The sequence below is a fragment of the Pseudomonas sp. 1 R 17 genome, from assembly GCF_900067035.1.
GTDB classification, from domain to species: domain Bacteria; phylum Pseudomonadota; class Gammaproteobacteria; order Pseudomonadales; family Pseudomonadaceae; genus Aquipseudomonas; species Aquipseudomonas marginalis.
The window spans coordinates 1-15,061 of record NZ_FKLB01000059.1 but is presented as its reverse complement, the minus strand read 5'-3'; the positions used below and the strand labels follow the sequence as shown (position 1 = coordinate 15,061).

18 protein-coding genes are annotated in these 15,061 nt (G+C 61.9%); 6 read left to right on the top strand and 12 right to left on the bottom strand.

Annotated features, from left to right (window positions below):
• Nucleotides 1-447: 447 nt before the first annotated feature.
• The 3 genes from BFP99_RS23300 to BFP99_RS23290 all read left to right on the top strand — a co-directional run bounded on the left by BFP99_RS23300 (nt 448) and on the right by BFP99_RS23290 (nt 3,426).
• Nucleotides 448-2,331 carry an acetyl-CoA carboxylase biotin carboxylase subunit gene (locus BFP99_RS23300; RefSeq protein ID WP_065948323.1) on the top strand — a complete coding sequence of 628 codons (1,884 nt, stop codon included), beginning with the start codon at nt 448-450 and terminating at the stop codon, nt 2,329-2,331.
• A gap of 74 nt (nt 2,332-2,405) precedes the next feature.
• A complete protein-coding gene (locus BFP99_RS23295) occupies nt 2,406-2,948 on the top strand; it encodes an exonuclease domain-containing protein (protein ID WP_065948322.1) in 543 nt (180 codons plus the stop codon).
• A gap of 193 nt (nt 2,949-3,141) precedes the next feature.
• On the top strand, nt 3,142-3,426 hold the full coding sequence (locus tag BFP99_RS23290; protein ID WP_027603886.1) for a pyrimidine/purine nucleoside phosphorylase: 285 nt from the start codon (nt 3,142-3,144) through the stop codon (nt 3,424-3,426).
• Nucleotides 3,427-3,489: 63 nt separating this feature from the next.
• Here BFP99_RS23290 and BFP99_RS23285 read toward each other — a convergent pair whose 3' ends face one another.
• The gene (locus tag BFP99_RS23285; protein ID WP_065924151.1) at nt 3,490-4,296 is read right to left on the bottom strand and encodes an MOSC domain-containing protein; all 807 of its coding nucleotides are present in this window, start codon (nt 4,294-4,296) and stop codon (nt 3,490-3,492) included.
• A gap of 39 nt (nt 4,297-4,335) precedes the next feature.
• On the bottom strand, nt 4,336-5,271 hold the full coding sequence (locus BFP99_RS23280) for a chemotaxis protein CheV (RefSeq protein ID WP_027603884.1): 936 nt from the start codon (nt 5,269-5,271) through the stop codon (nt 4,336-4,338).
• A 550-nt stretch (nt 5,272-5,821) separates the two neighbouring features.
• Here BFP99_RS23280 and BFP99_RS23275 point away from each other — a divergent pair.
• The 3 genes from BFP99_RS23275 to BFP99_RS23265 all read left to right on the top strand — a co-directional run bounded on the left by BFP99_RS23275 (nt 5,822) and on the right by BFP99_RS23265 (nt 8,176).
• Nucleotides 5,822-6,271 carry a hypothetical protein gene (locus tag BFP99_RS23275; protein WP_174562740.1) on the top strand — a complete coding sequence of 150 codons (450 nt, stop codon included), beginning with the start codon at nt 5,822-5,824 and terminating at the stop codon, nt 6,269-6,271.
• Nucleotides 6,272-6,626: 355 nt separating this feature from the next.
• Complete coding sequence (locus BFP99_RS23270; protein WP_065924150.1) at nt 6,627-7,520, top strand: sensor histidine kinase; 894 nt, start codon at nt 6,627-6,629, stop codon at nt 7,518-7,520.
• Nucleotides 7,517-8,176 (top strand): response regulator transcription factor, encoded by a 660-nt coding sequence (locus BFP99_RS23265; RefSeq protein ID WP_065924149.1) that lies wholly within the window; start codon nt 7,517-7,519, stop codon nt 8,174-8,176. Before BFP99_RS23270 ends, BFP99_RS23265 begins: the two co-directional genes overlap by 4 nt.
• On the opposite strand, the gene yegS is transcribed toward BFP99_RS23265, so the two are convergent.
• From yegS to BFP99_RS23220, 10 genes are all read right to left on the bottom strand, one after another.
• The gene (yegS, locus tag BFP99_RS23260; RefSeq protein ID WP_065948321.1) at nt 8,135-9,055 is read right to left on the bottom strand and encodes a lipid kinase YegS; all 921 of its coding nucleotides are present in this window, start codon (nt 9,053-9,055) and stop codon (nt 8,135-8,137) included. The genes BFP99_RS23265 and yegS overlap by 42 nt on opposite strands.
• An 81-nt stretch (nt 9,056-9,136) precedes the next feature.
• Nucleotides 9,137-9,286, bottom strand: coding sequence for a hypothetical protein (locus BFP99_RS33340; protein WP_176719703.1), 150 nt, complete (start codon nt 9,284-9,286; stop codon nt 9,137-9,139).
• A 47-nt stretch (nt 9,287-9,333) separates the two neighbouring features.
• Nucleotides 9,334-9,660: a hypothetical protein gene (locus BFP99_RS23255; RefSeq protein ID WP_065948320.1), complete on the bottom strand. Its 327-nt coding sequence runs from the start codon at nt 9,658-9,660 to the stop codon at nt 9,334-9,336.
• A gap of 451 nt (nt 9,661-10,111) precedes the next feature.
• The gene (locus BFP99_RS23250; RefSeq protein ID WP_065924146.1) at nt 10,112-10,504 is read right to left on the bottom strand and encodes a DUF2802 domain-containing protein; all 393 of its coding nucleotides are present in this window, start codon (nt 10,502-10,504) and stop codon (nt 10,112-10,114) included.
• On the bottom strand, nt 10,505-10,987 hold the full coding sequence (locus BFP99_RS23245; RefSeq protein ID WP_005790025.1) for a chemotaxis protein CheW: 483 nt from the start codon (nt 10,985-10,987) through the stop codon (nt 10,505-10,507).
• Between the two features lie 81 nt (nt 10,988-11,068).
• The gene (locus BFP99_RS23240; RefSeq protein ID WP_065924145.1) at nt 11,069-11,863 is read right to left on the bottom strand and encodes a CheW domain-containing protein; all 795 of its coding nucleotides are present in this window, start codon (nt 11,861-11,863) and stop codon (nt 11,069-11,071) included.
• A gap of 2 nt (nt 11,864-11,865) precedes the next feature.
• Nucleotides 11,866-12,654 carry a ParA family protein gene (locus tag BFP99_RS23235; protein WP_065924144.1) on the bottom strand — a complete coding sequence of 263 codons (789 nt, stop codon included), beginning with the start codon at nt 12,652-12,654 and terminating at the stop codon, nt 11,866-11,868.
• Nucleotides 12,655-12,705: 51 nt separating this feature from the next.
• A complete protein-coding gene (motD, locus tag BFP99_RS23230; RefSeq protein ID WP_065924143.1) occupies nt 12,706-13,593 on the bottom strand; it encodes a flagellar motor protein MotD in 888 nt (295 codons plus the stop codon).
• Nucleotides 13,594-13,735: 142 nt separating this feature from the next.
• Nucleotides 13,736-14,476: a flagellar motor protein gene (locus BFP99_RS23225; protein WP_027603872.1), complete on the bottom strand. Its 741-nt coding sequence runs from the start codon at nt 14,474-14,476 to the stop codon at nt 13,736-13,738.
• On the bottom strand, nt 14,476-15,061 hold a 586-nt coding region (locus BFP99_RS23220), incomplete at its 5' end, for a chemotaxis protein CheB (protein WP_305118800.1). The genes BFP99_RS23225 and BFP99_RS23220, both read right to left, overlap by 1 nt.

Here is a 15,061-nt window from a genome sequence, read left to right as displayed (position 1 = left end):
TTCAAGCCTGCGTTCGGCCAGCGTGGTTAACGGGGCGCCTGAGATCAAGATCAAAAGCCAGAGCCAGATCAAAAGATTGCTGACTTCGTCAGCGGTTAAGGAAGTAGAAGCCACACCGCGTACGCTTCAATGATCAGGTCGGCTTTAAGGCCGCCTCGTCTTGTTTTTGATTTGGGATCACCCCGTCAAACACGCTGGCCGAACGCAGGCTTTGGAGCGTGGGTAACCCGGCAGGACGCCGGGTTAGCCGCACTGGGCCAAGGATGGCCCATGACGGCGGCCCACGGATTCAAGCCTTCGTTCGGGCATACCGAGCCTAGGCGAGGTGCCGAGTGTTGGGGCGAAGACCTTTTGCTTACTTTTGGGTCTTTCCAAAAGTGAGCCGCCGTAAGGGCGGAACCCTAAGTGGCCGTTACCTAAATAACGGATATGCACACGGAGCAAAAAATGCCGCAGTTCACAAAAATCCTCATCGCCAACCGCGGCGAAATCGCCTGCCGCATCCAACGCACGGCCCAGGCCTTGGGCTACCGCACCGTCGCCGTCTACAGCGACGCCGACGCCGAGGCCCTGCACGTGCAGATGGCCGACGAAGCCGTGCGCATCGGCCCCGCGGCGGTACAACAGTCCTACCTCAATATCCCGGCCATCCTCGAGGCCGCGGAAAAAACCGGCGCCGATGCCATCCACCCCGGCTACGGCTTCCTCTCGGAAAACCCCGATTTCGCCCGCGCGTGCCAAGACGCCGACCTGACCTTCATCGGCCCCAGCGCCGAGGCCATCGAACTGATGGGCAGCAAGCGCCGCTCCAAGCTCGCCATGCTCGAGGCCGGGGTGCCTTGCATCGCCGGCTACCAGGGCAGCGCCCAGGACGACACCTGCCTGCAACGTGAAGCCGAGCGCATCGGCTACCCGCTGATGATCAAGGCCAGCGCCGGCGGCGGTGGCCGTGGCATGCGCCTGGTCCACCAGCCGGAGGCGCTGCTGGAAAGCCTGCACAGCGCCCGCTCGGAGGCCAGGCATGCGTTCGGCAGTGACGAACTGATCCTCGAACAGGCGCTGATCGAGCCGCGCCACGTCGAGATCCAACTGTTCGGCGACCGCCACGGCAACCTGATTTACCTCGGCGAACGGGACTGCTCGATCCAGCGCCGTCATCAAAAAGTCATCGAGGAAGCGCCCTGCCCGGTGATGACGCCCGAACTGCGCCAGGCCATGGGCGAAGCCGCGCTCAAGGCCGGACGCGCGGTAAACTACCTCGGCGCCGGTACCGTGGAGTTCCTGCTCGACCGCAACGGCCGGTTCTACTTCCTGGAAATGAACACCCGCCTGCAAGTGGAGCACCCGGTCACCGAGCTGATCACCGGCCTCGACCTGGTGGCCTGGCAACTGCAAATCGCCGCCGGCCAGCCGCTGCCGCTCGAGCAGGCGCAGGTGAGCCTGAACGGCCACGCCATGGAAGTGCGCCTCTATGCCGAAGACCCGGCCCAGGGCTTCCTGCCGCAAACCGGTGAGGTACTGCGCTGGGAACCGGCCGTGGGCGTACGGGTTGACCATGGGCTGTGCGAAGGCGAAACCATCAGCCCGTTCTATGACCCGATGCTCGGCAAGCTCATCGCCCATGGCGCCACCCGCGAAGAAGCCCGGCGCAAGCTGCTGCGGGCGGTGGAAGACACGCTGTTGCTGGGGGTGACGACCAATCAGCGCTTGTTGGCTGAACTGCTCAAGCACCCAGGCTTTATCGACGGTGATTTCAGCACCGGGTTTATCGCCGAGCACTTCAGCGAAATACCGCGCCCGGCCGCGACAAGTGATCAACTCGCCCTGGCCGCCGCGCTGTTTTACCAACACAGCGCCGACCAGCATCCCCACGGCCTCGCGGGATGGCGCAACAACGCCCGTGTTCCCTGCACCTTTCGCCTGGAGGCCGACGGCGAAACCCACACCGTCACCGCCGCCGCCCTGCCACTCAGCACCGATGGCCGTCGCGCCACCCTGGTGCTCAACGGCGTTCGCCGTCGCATCGCCTATCACCTGGAGGGCTCCCGGCTGTGGCTGCCTGGCCTTACCGTCACCAACCGCACCCAGCAGGTTGCCGGGCGCCAGGCCGACGCCGGCAGCGGCACGATCAAGGCACCGATGGACGGTGCCATCGTCGACGTCCGCGTCAGCACCGGTGAACAGGTGACTAAAGGCCAACTGCTGCTGGTGCTCGAAGCCATGAAAATGGAGCATCCACTCAAGGCCGACAGGGACGGCGTGGTCAAGGCCGTGCAGGTCACAACAGGCGATCAGGTACGCAATCGCCAGGTTCTGCTGGAGATCGAATAACCCCCTAGTCGGAACTACAAGGCCGGTCTACGCTCTATCCCCAACAGGAAAGGACGAGTACGGGAACCTGCGCGATGCCTCATTGGCTGATTATTGACCTTGAAGCCACAACGGATGAAGGCGGCTGGCCCGTGACGGAGATGGAAGTCATCGAGATCGGCGCGAGCCTGGTGAACCGCCAGGGCCGCGAGCTGGACCACTTCCAGCGCTTTGTGCGGCCGCTGCGCCGCCCCTTGCTCACGCCCTTTTGTCGCCAGCTGACCCATATCACCCAGGCAAATATCAACGGCGCTGCACCGTTCATCGAGGTGTGGCCGCTGTTCGAGCGCTGGCTGGGCCAGCATCAGGCGCGCCTGGAAGGCTGGGCCAGTTGGGGTGACTACGATCGCGTACAGCTGGAGCTCGAGTGGCAGCGCCATGGCCTGACCAGCGCCATGGCCCCCACGCCCCATGTCAACCTCAAGCAACGCTTCGCCAAGGCCCGGCGCCTGGACAAGCCCCTGGGGCTCAATGGCGCCCTGCAATTGGCGGGGATGCAGTTCCAGGGCCAGCAACATCGAGCGCTGGAAGATGCACGCAACACCGCGCGCCTGCTGCCGCTGATTTTGCCGGTCTAGGCAGCGCCCGAAGCCTTGGGCATACTGACTCCCCCTTTTCCTTGCTGCTCAACTGTAGGAGCGAGCTTGCTCGCGAAGGTCGTTAACGATAACGCGGTAAACCTGGCACCCAGCGGCGCTCTCAGGTTTTTCGCGAGTAAGCTCGCTCCTACAGGATGAGCGTAAAGCATCAACTTTTTCCGAGGATTCGCCCATGTTCAAAGTCAACGAGTACTTCGACGGCACCGTCAAGTCGATCGCTTTCGGCACCGCAGAAGGTCCGGCGACCATCGGCGTGATGGCCCCGGGTGAATACGAATTCGGCACAGCCCAGCGTGAAATCATGCACGTGGTGTCCGGCGCCCTGAGCGTCAAGCTGCCCGACGCCAACGACTGGGAAACCTTCGCCGCCGGCAGCCAGTTCAACGTACCGGCCAACAGCAAGTTCCAGCTGAAGGTCGCGGTAGACACCGCTTACCTGTGCGAATACCGCGGCTGATCGCTGCGCCGCAAAAAAAATGCCCGTCTCCTGCGAGACGGGCATTTTTTATGGGCCCATGGTTTATTCGAGGATGATCACCGGCATGCCCACTTCCAGGCGGCCCACACCATCGTTGACCAGGTTCTGGCCAAAAATCGCGCCGTCCTCGGTCTTGCGGTAGGCCTCCAGCGTCACAAAAGGCTCACGGTCGGGGCTGCGCTCGCCGGTGTGCGGATCGATGGTGGTGAGAATGCAGCGTGAGCAGGGCTTGACTGCGCGAAACTCCACATCCCCGATGCGCAGGCGCTTCCAGCCGTCTTCGGCGAAGGCGTCGCTGCCTTCGATCACCAGGTTGGGGCGAAAGCGCAGCATGTCCATGGGACGGCCGACTTTCTGCGAGAGGTCGTCGAGGGACGCTTGCCCGATCACCAGCAACGGATAACCGTCGGCGAACGCGACCTGGTCATCATCGCGGCCGTAACCTGCCTGGGTAGTGCGCGCCCGTTCCAGAGGAATCTGCACCAGCCGCGTGGGCTTGCCGATAAAGGCGCTGACCCAGGCGGCGGCTTCGTCGCCGGCGTCCGGCACACGCAAGGTGTCGCGCCAGATGGTCACGCCACGTAACTCAGCCGCGCTGCCGGGCAGCGCCACATCCAGCGGCGCGTAGCCAGGCGAACTCAGGGTCAGGCCGCCGCTGCTGTTCCACAGCGCCGACAGTTGGCTCATCTTTGCCACGGCGCGCTGGGTGAGGAAACGCCCGCTGGCCTCATCCACCAGCATCCAGCGTCGATCGCCGTCCAACCCCAGTTTATCCAGGCCGACCTGTTGCAGAGTTTCGGCCTTGCCGGACTTCAAGGGGTAACGGTACAACGCGCTGAGACGAAGCATGGGCCAACATTCCTGAGGGGCAAAGCCGTCACCCTAAGGTCAAGCGGACGCTTCGTCCAGCATCAGGCGCTGACGTACCACATCCACCAGCTTGTCCGGCTGGAACTTGGACAGGAAGTTGTCGCAGCCGACCTTCTTCACCATCGAGTCGTTGAAGCTGCCTGACAGCGAAGTGTGCAGTACCACGTAGAGCTTGCGCAGCCGTGGGTCGTTGCGGATTTCGGTGGTGAGGCGGTAGCCGTCCATCTCGGGCATTTCGGCGTCGGTGAAGATCATCAGCAGCTTGTCGGTCATCACATGGCCGGCGTCGGCCCAGGCCTTGAGCATATTCAACGCCTTGAGACCGTCGCTGGCGATGTGCATCTTCACGCCCAGTTGGCCGAGGGTGTCGCGCAATTGCGACAGGGCCACGTTGGAGTCGTCCACCAGCAGCACTTCGCGGCCACGGGCGCGTTCCAGCACCGGGTCGTCGAGTTTTTCGCGGGAGACCTTGGCGTTGTACGGCACGATCTCGGCGAGGACTTTTTCCACGTCGATGATCTCCACCAACTGGTCGTCGACCTTGCTGATGGCGGTGAGGTAATGCTGGCGCCCGGCGCTCGTCGGCGGCGGCAGGATGGCTTCCCAGTTCATGTTGACGATGCGGTCCACGCCACCCACCAGGAACGCCTGCACCGAGCGGTTGTACTCGGTGACGATAATGGTGCTGTTGGGGCCCGGCACCAGCGGACGCATGCCGATGGCCTGGGACAAGTCGATCACTGGCAGGGTCTGGCCCCGCAGGTTGACCACGCCGCACACGAAGGGGTGGCGCTGGGGCATCAGGGTCAGCTTGGGCAGTTGCAGGACTTCCTGCACCTTGAACACGTTGATGGCGAACAGCTGCCGCCCGGCCAGGCGGAACATGAGGATCTCCAGGCGATTCTCACCCACCAGTTGCGTGCGTTGGTCTACCGTGTCGAGAATGCCGGCCATTAAGAGCTCCTGGTGTGCGCTGGAAAGTAATGCGCGAAGTGTTTGTGCAGTTAGCTTGTTATCGGCGGCAAACGCCGGACCTTGACCCCGGTAAAATGCCACGTAAACTCATTGATGTCACACTGACATCATGCTTTACTGCTGAGGCCTGTTCATATGGCGGTGCAGCGACGTTGCGCGACATTCAAATCGACGCAAGGTTCCGTCATGTAAGGGATTCCCCTAGGCACAATCAGGCCCAACCTGATGTTCGCAATATCTAATAGCCATTAATGTGACGCCATTCTCATTGCATGAATGGAGTCAGGCTTTTGTTTGCCATCCCCAGCCCTCGTCTTATGGGTTTTCCAGACGTTCACGTGACGGCAACTGAAGGTGTGCAATCGAGCCCGCTCACGGGGGCCACGCACAGCCGTCGCCGTCATTTAAATAAACGTCCTACTGAAAACTCAGAAGCAACCTACAGATTCCCGTTATCTTTCAGCGGTAGTTTTACGCCATTCACCCGGTGCGACCTCTCATCACCCGACCTTATGTTGTGGAGACTTGCATGATGAACGACGGTAACGAGTGGCAAGTTGCACTTCCTGAGTTCCTGCGCGAGGCTGAAAAGCTGCTGACCAAGTCGGAAGAATGCCTGAGCCACCTGCATTTGATCCGCAACGACAGTGACGCCATCGACTGCATGAAAATCAGCCTGATCAAGCTCGCCGAAAAGGCCGATTGCCTGGCCCTGCAAGCGATCAGCGAATTCTCGCGGCATATCCAGGACGTGATCGCCAACGCCGAAAGTCCTTTGCAGTTACATGATCAAGCCCTGGAAGCCCTGCATGACTGCTTGACATTGCTGGCCTGGCAGCTGGAACTGATCGATGCAAAAACAGGCCAGCTGACCCTGGATAAAGAAGAACAGACCAAGTTGATTGACACGGTCACCCTGCACATTCCGCAAAAGGGTTTCAGTTACAATCCGCAACAACGTATGCACCATTTGTCTTGAAGCGTTATCAGGTCGCATTCAAGCACGGGGTTATCTAAAAACGACGACTCCAACTAATCCGCTGGAGAAAAATGGCGATTCAATATCAATTAGCCATTAACGATACAAACCCTTTGAAATAATACAACCTCACTTCATTAACTCTGGGATTATCATTCCTCGAGTTGTTGCGCGTTTAAATAGGCCCGCCAGGCACGGCACCTGGCGACCAACGGTAAGAGTGGTGGTACTATGCACCCGCTTGAAGTGACTCAACTTCAGCCTGCTTGAGAACGATTCAAGAACGTATTCCAAACAGAGCCCGGTCAGCCGCGACCGGTCTTCCCGCAGCGAACCTTCATTGGCTCCATCCGCTATGCATGCCAGCCTCAAGACATTCATCGCAAGGTCCGCGTCCCGCAGTAACGCACGCCGTTTGATCCTCGCCCTGTGCCTCGGCTCGCTGCTGCTGAGCCTGTGGGCCTACAGCCGCTCCGCGCCGTTGCCGCTGCTGGTGCTGCTGCTCAACTTGGCCACCTTGGTGGTGGTTGGCCTGCAACAGTGGCGCTCGCGTAAATCCATCAAGTTCCAGCCCCAGGAGTTGGCCGATCGCCTGCTGCAAGTGCAGGAAAACGAACGTCATCGCCTCAGCCGTGAACTGCATGACGATATCGGCCAGTTGCTGACCGCCGCCAAGCTGCAAAGCGAATGGCTCAAGCGCCGCCTGCCGGATGAATTGCAAAGCCAGTGCACTGTGCTGTGCAACACCTTGAACGAAACCCTGGCCAAGGTGCGCGACGTGTCCGCCATCCTCAACCCCCGGCAGCTCGCCAGCCTGGGCCTGGAAGCCAGCCTGCGCGCGCACCTGCTCAAAACCCTGGAAAACACCCCGGTGCACTGGAGCCTTGAATGCCAGCAACGGCTGAGCGGCATCCCTGAGGAAATGGCCGTGGCGGCCTTTCGCATTACCCAGGAAGCCGTGACCAACATGCTGCGCCACGCCCAGGCGCGCAACCTGCTGGTGCGCCTGCAGCGCCTGCCCGAGGGCCTGTCGCTGACCATCTGCGATGACGGCCAGGGCTTTTCGCCCGCCATCAACCCCGGCCTGGAAGGCCAACGGGGCATGGCTGGCATGTCCGAGCGCATTGACCAGCTTGGCGGTTCATTATCCGTCAGCAGCCAACCAGGCCACGGCACACGGATAGACGCGCTTTTCCCCTGGGCGCCTCGCTCCCTCGAACGGGCCAGCGCCCCTAAGGTTATCGAGTGACCTGCACATTACTCCTGGTGGATGACCATGCACTGATCAGGGCCGGCGTACGTGCGCTGATCCAGGATATTCCCGGCTACACGGTGACCGGCGAAGCCAGCGATGGCGCGCAATTGCTGGAGCAGTTCAATACCTTGCTGCCGGATATCGTGCTGTTGGACCTGTCCATGAAGCACACCAGCGGCCTCGAGGCGCTACAGCAACTCAAGCATGCGCACCCCAGGAGCAAGGTGCTGATCCTGTCGATGCACACCGACCCGGAGCTGATCATGTGCGCGCTGGAGGCAGGCGCCCACGGCTACCTGCTCAAGGACACCACTGCCAACGAGCTGGAACACGCGTTGCTGGCCTTGCGCAACAACGAGCGCTACCTGAGCCCGGCGATCGCCCATACCGTGATCAACCAGGCGCTGGTGCGCAGCCAGGGGCCGACCACGCCCGCCAGCCACAGCCATAACCTCACGGCCCGCCAACTGGAAATCCTGCGCCTGATCGTGCGCGGCAAATCCACCCGCGAGATCGCCCACGGCCTGGGCCTGAGCATCAAGACCGTAGAAGCCCACCGCTCGCAAATCATGAAGCGCCTGCAGATATTCGACGTGGCGGGCCTGGTGTTATTTGCCGTGCGCGAGCAGATCATCAGCCTGGACGACTAGGGGCGAACCCACCGGCAAATGCACGCGCAGGGCCTTGGGCAAGGCCTCGAAGTGCAGGTCGTCACCTTCCAGCGGCTCGCCATCGAGGTTGATGTACAAGCCCTGCGCGACCTTGATGTTGACCCACGGCAGGCGTGCCCGCACGAACATCGCGTCCAGCTCCCAGCCGTTCCCCATCAGCTCGCGCAAGGTGCCGACCACTTCCTGGGGCGCCGGCAGGATACTGACGTCCAGCAAGCCATCGTCGGCCAATGCCCCAGGGCACAGCACATGCCCACCGCCCGCCTGGCGACCGTTGCCGATGCCCAGCGCGAGCAGCTCGCCCTTCCAGTGGAAATCCGGCCCGTCCAGCTCGGCATAGGCGGCCTTCAACTCGCTGAAGCGCGTCAGGCCGGTGAACAGGTAGGCGGCGCCACCGAGGACTTTCTTCAGGTCTTCGGAGGTATTGGCGGTGACCTGGCTGCCGAAGCCGCCGGTGGCCATATTCAGGAAGATTTGCCCGCCGACCTGGCCGAGGTCGATCGCACGGGGCGGCACATCCAGCAACGCCAGGGCCTGGGCGGGCTCCAATGGCACGCCGGCAGCCTTGGCGAAGTCATTGGCGGTCCCCAGGGGCATCAGCACCAGGCTGGCTTCACCCTTGGCCTCGGCCATGGCCTCGGCCACGTCGCGCAAGGTGCCGTCGCCGCCGCCGGCAATGATGTGGGTATAGCCGCCCTCCAAGGCTTCCTTGACCAGGCGCTTTGCGTCACCGCCCTCCCAGGTCACCCGTACCGCCAGCTCCCCACCCTGCCTGCGCCGGGCCAGCACGGCGCTGCGCACGTCCTCGTTGAGGGCTTGCTTGCCGTGGAGGATCAACAATGCCTTGGGGGTGGTCATGGGTGGCTTACTCCTGGATTCAAAGGTGCTTGAAGGATGTGGACCCTGGGCGACCGAAAAAAAGCCATGGGCGTTGAAAAATTAATCCCGCGACCCAGGCATGCCCAGGCTTTCGCCGTTGTGATCGGGGAAGCCCGCTTTCGTCGACGCCATCACCCCGGCGCCCGGCACGTTCCAGTCCAGGCAATCACGCCCCGGCACCGCGCGCACCAGCAGCGCCACGGGAACCACACGTAAAATGTCATCAGCAGTCAACTCGCAGAGGAATAAAGGGCCGCTTACGGCTGACGGCAATTCTGCTTGACCGACAGCTCTGGCGCCGGCTCGTACTTCACCTGCTGCAAGCCATCAGCGCCCTGGAAGATGAAGTACTTGATCCGGCAGTCCTTGAACATCGGCGAATAACCCTCAGCCCGGAAGCCTTGGCCGTCGACCTGCTTGGTCACAGTGTTGTTGCGGCTGACCACCGCGAGCACCTGGGCATAACCCTGGCCCATCTTCACCCCCGGCTCGCCGGTGACCGTCATCGACGAGGCGCAACCGCCCAGCCCTGCCACCGCCAATGCCAGCGCGACGCCGTACAGTCCATTGCGTAGATCGTTCATTCGCTGCTTCCCTTCAGTGATGGATCAGCGGCGGCCATCGCACACTGGAGATTCGCCAACGCGTCCCTGGCATGGCCCGTGGCTCAACGTGAGGTCAATGCCGCTGGCACCGATGCAACGTCCTTGCAACGGATCATCGACAGGGTTTACTGGACATCTTCAGCCTGATCGCCACTGAGCACTACGCGGTCGATCTTGAAGCACGGCGTTTGATTGCGCGCTAAGCGCGGAAGTGGCGACCCAAGACGGCAGCCAAACAGAGGGTTTTGCTCGAGAGGGGGATCAACAGACATTTCGCATCCTTGTGAGTGAAATTTCCTACATGCGTAGATGGGTCATCACAAAGAAGTAAAAGTGCCACGGAGAACCATGACACTGTGACACATCCGACACAATCAGCCGCAGCCGGCATTCAAGGCATAGAGAGAGGCGCACGGTTCACACGGCGCAATCAGCTCTTGTGTAACTTACTCATCAACTGCGCCTCAGCCTGGGTCAAGCCACACGACTGGGTCAGTTCATCCACGGTAGCGCCCATGCCCACCAGCTTCGCCGCCTGGGCAAATGACAGGCTGGAAGGATCACGCTGCTCGATCTGCGCCAGTTTGTCCGGCAACGGCGCGAGGATGGCGCGCAGTTCATGCACCTCGTCCCCGACCTTCACCGCACTCTGCTGGAAGTGATCGACCCGCTTGACCAACTCCAGCACCCGTCGATCACGCACCGCATCGCGCTCGGCCTGCTGCATCGCCAATTCGCGCTGCTGGCGTATATAGCGCAGCAGAAAACCCAAGGTCCCGGCCCACAACAGGGCCAGGACAATCACCGCGACCTCAAGGAACAATCAGATGCTCTCCAGTTCCGACCATTCTTCTTCGCTCATCATTTTGTCCAGCTCAACCAGAATCAACAGTTCGTTGTTCTTGTTGCACACGCCCTGGATGAACTTGGCCGATTCCTCGTTGCCCACGTTCGGCGCGGTTTCCACTTCCGATTGGCGCAGGTAGACCACTTCCGCGACGCTGTCGACCATGATCCCGACCACTTGCTTGTCGGCCTCGATGATGACGATACGCGTGTTGTCGCTGACTTCGACCGTGTCCAGGCCAAAACGCTGGCGGGTGTCGATCACCGTCACCACGTTGCCGCGCAGGTTGATGATGCCCAGCACATAGCTTGGCGCACCGGGAACCGGAGCGATCTCGGTGTAGCGCAGCACTTCCTGCACGCGCATCACGTTAATACCGTAGGTTTCGTTGTCCAGTTTGAAGGTAACCCATTGCAGGATCGGATCATCCAAACCTTGTGCGGACGCTGACTTGTTCATATCTCTGACCCCTTCAAATGCCGATGTAGGCGGCGTGTGTACTTCTTTTGGCCGCACGCTCGCGCGGCCCTTATTGTCCAATCAACTGCGTTTGTTCACCGGCATCGCCTTAACGGCACCGCTGGCGATCAACTCGGCCAGTTCGGCAACGTCCAGCAACGCGCACATGTGTTCGATCACGGTGCCTGCCAGCCAGGGCCGCTGGCCCCGATGGCTGCGCCATTTGATTTCATTCGGGTCCAGGCGCAGCGAACGGCTGACTTGATGCACCGCCAGCCCCCATTCGTAGCCCTGCACCGAGATCACGTATTGCAAGCCTTGGCGGAAGTCATCGCGGTAGCGGTCAGGCATCACCCAGCGCGCGGTGTCCAGCACCTTGAGGTTACCGGCCTGGCTCGGCAGGATGCCCAGGAACCACTCCGGCTGCCCGAACAATGGCGTCAGTTCCTGGCCCTCCAACGAGTAGATCGAGCCCAGGCACACCAACGGCACCGCCAGGGTCAACCCGGCGACGTCGAACAGCAGACATTCAAATGGCTCGGCCGCCCAGGCCGGACGATCATCGCCGCTCACCGGCGGTGGCGTGATGCTCGGTGGCAGGTGCACTTCCACGACCGGCTCGACCACCACGGGCACGACGGGCGCGACCACCGGGACGCTGACCGGGACGACGAGTGCATCGCGGGCCTGCTCTTCCAATACAGCCAACTGGAACTCATCCAGGCTACTCGACGACGGCACTTCGACCGCCGGCTCCAGCACCAGGATAGGCTCCTGTAATTCTTCCGCGGTCGCGTCCTGCAGCAAGGCATCCAGGTAGGATTCCAGTGCCAGTTGCGGCCGGGTCTTGACCTTGAGTTCGACGGGACGGTTCATCATCAGGCCACCTGCGCCACAAGCTGCTGGGACAGCAGGTGCTTGAGCAACGCCCGGTAGGCCAGCACACCGCGGCTTTTGCCGTCGAACTGCGACGGCGTGAGCCCGGCACGGCTGGCATCACGCAGGCGGGTGTCCACCGGGATGTAGCCGTTCCAGATGGTCTCCGGGTAGGCATCGCGCAGGACGCGCAAGGTGCCCAGGGACGCCTGGGTGCGGCGGTCGAACAGGGTGGGCACGATGCTGTAGGGCAACGCCTGTTTGCGCGAACGGTTGATCATCGCCAGGGTACTGACCATGCGCTCCAGGCCCTTGACCGCCAGGTGCTCGGTCTGCACCGGGATCACCAGTTGCTGGCTGGCCGCCAAAGCGTTGACCATCAGCACGCCGAGCAATGGCGGGCTGTCGATGATGGCGTAGTCGAAGTCCTGCCACAGTTGCGCCAGGGTCTTGGCGATCACCAGGCCCAGGCCGCTCTGCCCCGGCGACTGGCGCTCCAGGGTGGCCAGCGCGGTACTCGACGGCAGCAGGGAAATGCTTTCGTTACTGGTGGGCAGCAGCAATTGCCCGGGCAGGTCGGCCGGTACGTTGCCTTTGTGCAGGAACAGGTCGTAGTTGCTGTGCTCCAGCGCATCCGGGTCGTAGCCGAAATAGCTGGTCATCGAGCCGTGGGGGTCGAGGTCGACCACGACCACACGCTTGCCCGCCTCGGCCAGCAAGCCGGCTAAAGCGATGGAGGTGGTGGTCTTGCCGACTCCACCTTTTTGATTGGCAACTGCCCAGACTCTCATTCGGATGGTTCCTCCCGGTGGGCACACGCGCGACCGAGACATTGCATAAGGTTATTGAGCCGGCGACGGAGAATTGACGGCACTCTGCTGAACCGGCGGCTTTGCAGGGGCCGGTGCAGTTTGTGTGCCAGCGCGCTTCAAGGCCGCATCCGGTGTTGCATTGGCGGTACCGGTGCCGGTCAGGCTACGGCGCACCTCCAGGTTTCGGGACACCACCAGCACCACCCGACGGTTGCGTGCGCGGCCTTCGAGCGTGGCGTTATTGGCCACCGGCTGGAACTCGCCATACCCCACCGACGCCAGGCGTCCAGGGTTCACGCCCTGCATCGCGAGCATGCGCACGATGCTCGCGGCACGGGCCGATGACAGCTCCCAGTTGGTCGGGTACTGCGCAGTACTGATCGGCACATTGTCGGTAAAGCCTTCAACGTGGATCGGGTTTTCAAACGGTTTGAGGATCGCCGCCACCTTGTCGATGATGGTGAACGCCTGGTCGCTGGGCAATGCATCGGCACTGGCGAACAGCAGGCTGGAATTGAGCTCGATCTCCACCCACAACTCATTGCCGCGCACGGTCATCTGGTTGGAGCTGATCAGGTCGCCAAACGCGGCACTGATGTCATCGGCGATGCTTTTCAGCGGATCACTGGTGCCGCCCACACCGGCAGCGGTTTCGTCGCTGTCATTGACCAGCGGCTTGGCCGGGGTCACGGTCTTGGGCCGCTCTTCGCCAATCGGGATCGGCTTGAGCGAACGGTCGGCGTCGTTGAACACGCCGATCAACGCCTGGGAAATGACTTTGTACTTGCCTTCGTTGATCGACGAGATGGAGTACATCACCACGAAAAAGGCGAACAGCAAGGTGATGAAGTCCGCATAGGACACCAGCCACCGCTCGTGGTTGACGTGTTCTTCAGGCTCGCGACGGCGACGGCTCACAGGCGATTACCTCCGCAAAACAAATCAACTGTAGGAGCGAGCTTGCTCGCGAAAAACCCGAGAGCAACGCGTTCATCCAGGATGCCCGCGTTATCGTTGACGATTTTCGCGAGCAAGCTCGCTCCTACAGGGTTCATGACCATCAATCCATGAAGCCCTGGAGCTTCAATTCGATGGAGCGCGGGTTCTCGCCCTCGGCAATCGACAGGATGCCTTCCAGCAGCATCTCGCGATAGCGCGACTGGCGCATGGCAATCGACTTGAGCTTGCTGGCCACCGGCAACAGCACCAGGTTGGCACTGGCCACCCCGTAGATGGTGGCAACGAACGCCACGGCAATGCCGCTGCCCAGTTGCGACGGATCGGCCAGGTTGCCCATCACGTGGATCAGGCCCATCACCGCGCCGATGATGCCGATGGTCGGCGCGTAGCCGCCCATGCTTTCAAACACTTTGGCGGCGTTGATGTCGCGGCTTTCCTGGGTGTAGAAATCCACCTCGAGGATGCTGCGGATCGCTTCCGGCTCGGCGCCGTCCACCAGCAATTGCAGGCCTTTGCGCGAATAGCTGTCGGGTTCGGCATCGGCCACGCCTTCGAGGCCCAGCAGGCCTTCCTTGCGCGCGGTGAGGCTCCAGTTGACGACGCGATCGATGCCACCGGCCAGGTCGACACGCGGCGGAAAAATGATCCAGATGAGGATTTGCATCGCGCGCTTGAACGAACTCATCGGTGACTGCAGCAACGCGGCGCCCACCGTGCCGCCAATCACGATCAGCGCCGCCGGGCCGTTGGCCAGGGCGCCCAGGTGACCGCCTTCGAGGTAGTTGCCGCCAATAATGGCGACAAACGCCAGGATGATGCCGATCAGGCTCAATACATCCATCAGAGGCAGGCCTCCACCAGATGCCTGCCGATATCGTCCAGGCTGTAGACGGCGTCGGCCAGGTCAGCCTTGACGATGGCCATGGGCATGCCATAGATCACGCAGCTGGCCTCGTCCTGGGCCCAGATCGCACTGCCGCCCTGCTTGAGCAGGCGCGCGCCTTCACGACCGTCGGCGCCCATGCCGGTGAGCACTACCGCCAGAACTTTGTCGCCGTAGGACTTGGCCGCCGAACCGAAGGTGATGTCCACGCACGGCTTGTAGTTGAGGCGCTCATCACCCGGCAGGATTTTGATCGCGCCACGGCCGTCGACCATCATCTGCTTGCCGCCCGGAGCCAGCAACGCCAGGCCAGGACGCAGGATGTCGCCATCCTCGGCTTCCTTGACGCTGATGCGGCAGAGCTTGTCCAGGCGCTCGGCAAAGGCCTTGGTGAACGCGGCGGGCATGTGCTGGATCAACACGATCGGCGCCGGGAAGTTGGCCGGCAATTGGGTCAACACGCGCTGCAAGGCGACCGGGCCGCCGGTGGAGGTGCCGATGGCGACCAGTTTATAAGCCTTGCGCTTGGGCGCAGGCGAATGG

What these genes read in the sequence shown, in the direction of transcription:
- BFP99_RS23300 (WP_065948323.1), top strand. Translation starts at nt 448, where the DNA reads ATGCCGCAGTTCACAAAAATCCTCATCGCCAACCGCGGCGAAATCGCC.
- BFP99_RS23295 (WP_065948322.1), top strand. Translation starts at nt 2,406, where the DNA reads ATGCCTCATTGGCTGATTATTGACCTTGAAGCCACAACGGATGAAGGC.
- BFP99_RS23290 (WP_027603886.1), top strand. Translation starts at nt 3,142, where the DNA reads ATGTTCAAAGTCAACGAGTACTTCGACGGCACCGTCAAGTCGATCGCT.
- BFP99_RS23285 (WP_065924151.1), bottom strand. Translation starts at nt 4,296, where the DNA reads ATGCTTCGTCTCAGCGCGTTGTACCGTTACCCCTTGAAGTCCGGCAAG.
- BFP99_RS23280 (WP_027603884.1), bottom strand. Translation starts at nt 5,271, where the DNA reads ATGGCCGGCATTCTCGACACGGTAGACCAACGCACGCAACTGGTGGGT.
- BFP99_RS23275 (WP_174562740.1), top strand. Translation starts at nt 5,822, where the DNA reads ATGATGAACGACGGTAACGAGTGGCAAGTTGCACTTCCTGAGTTCCTG.
- BFP99_RS23270 (WP_065924150.1), top strand. Translation starts at nt 6,627, where the DNA reads ATGCATGCCAGCCTCAAGACATTCATCGCAAGGTCCGCGTCCCGCAGT.
- yegS (WP_065948321.1), bottom strand. Translation starts at nt 9,055, where the DNA reads ATGACCACCCCCAAGGCATTGTTGATCCTCCACGGCAAGCAAGCCCTC.
- BFP99_RS23255 (WP_065948320.1), bottom strand. Translation starts at nt 9,660, where the DNA reads ATGAACGATCTACGCAATGGACTGTACGGCGTCGCGCTGGCATTGGCG.
- BFP99_RS23245 (WP_005790025.1), bottom strand. Translation starts at nt 10,987, where the DNA reads ATGAACAAGTCAGCGTCCGCACAAGGTTTGGATGATCCGATCCTGCAA.
- BFP99_RS23240 (WP_065924145.1), bottom strand. Translation starts at nt 11,863, where the DNA reads ATGAACCGTCCCGTCGAACTCAAGGTCAAGACCCGGCCGCAACTGGCA.
- BFP99_RS23235 (WP_065924144.1), bottom strand. Translation starts at nt 12,654, where the DNA reads ATGAGAGTCTGGGCAGTTGCCAATCAAAAAGGTGGAGTCGGCAAGACC.
- BFP99_RS23225 (WP_027603872.1), bottom strand. Translation starts at nt 14,476, where the DNA reads ATGGATGTATTGAGCCTGATCGGCATCATCCTGGCGTTTGTCGCCATT.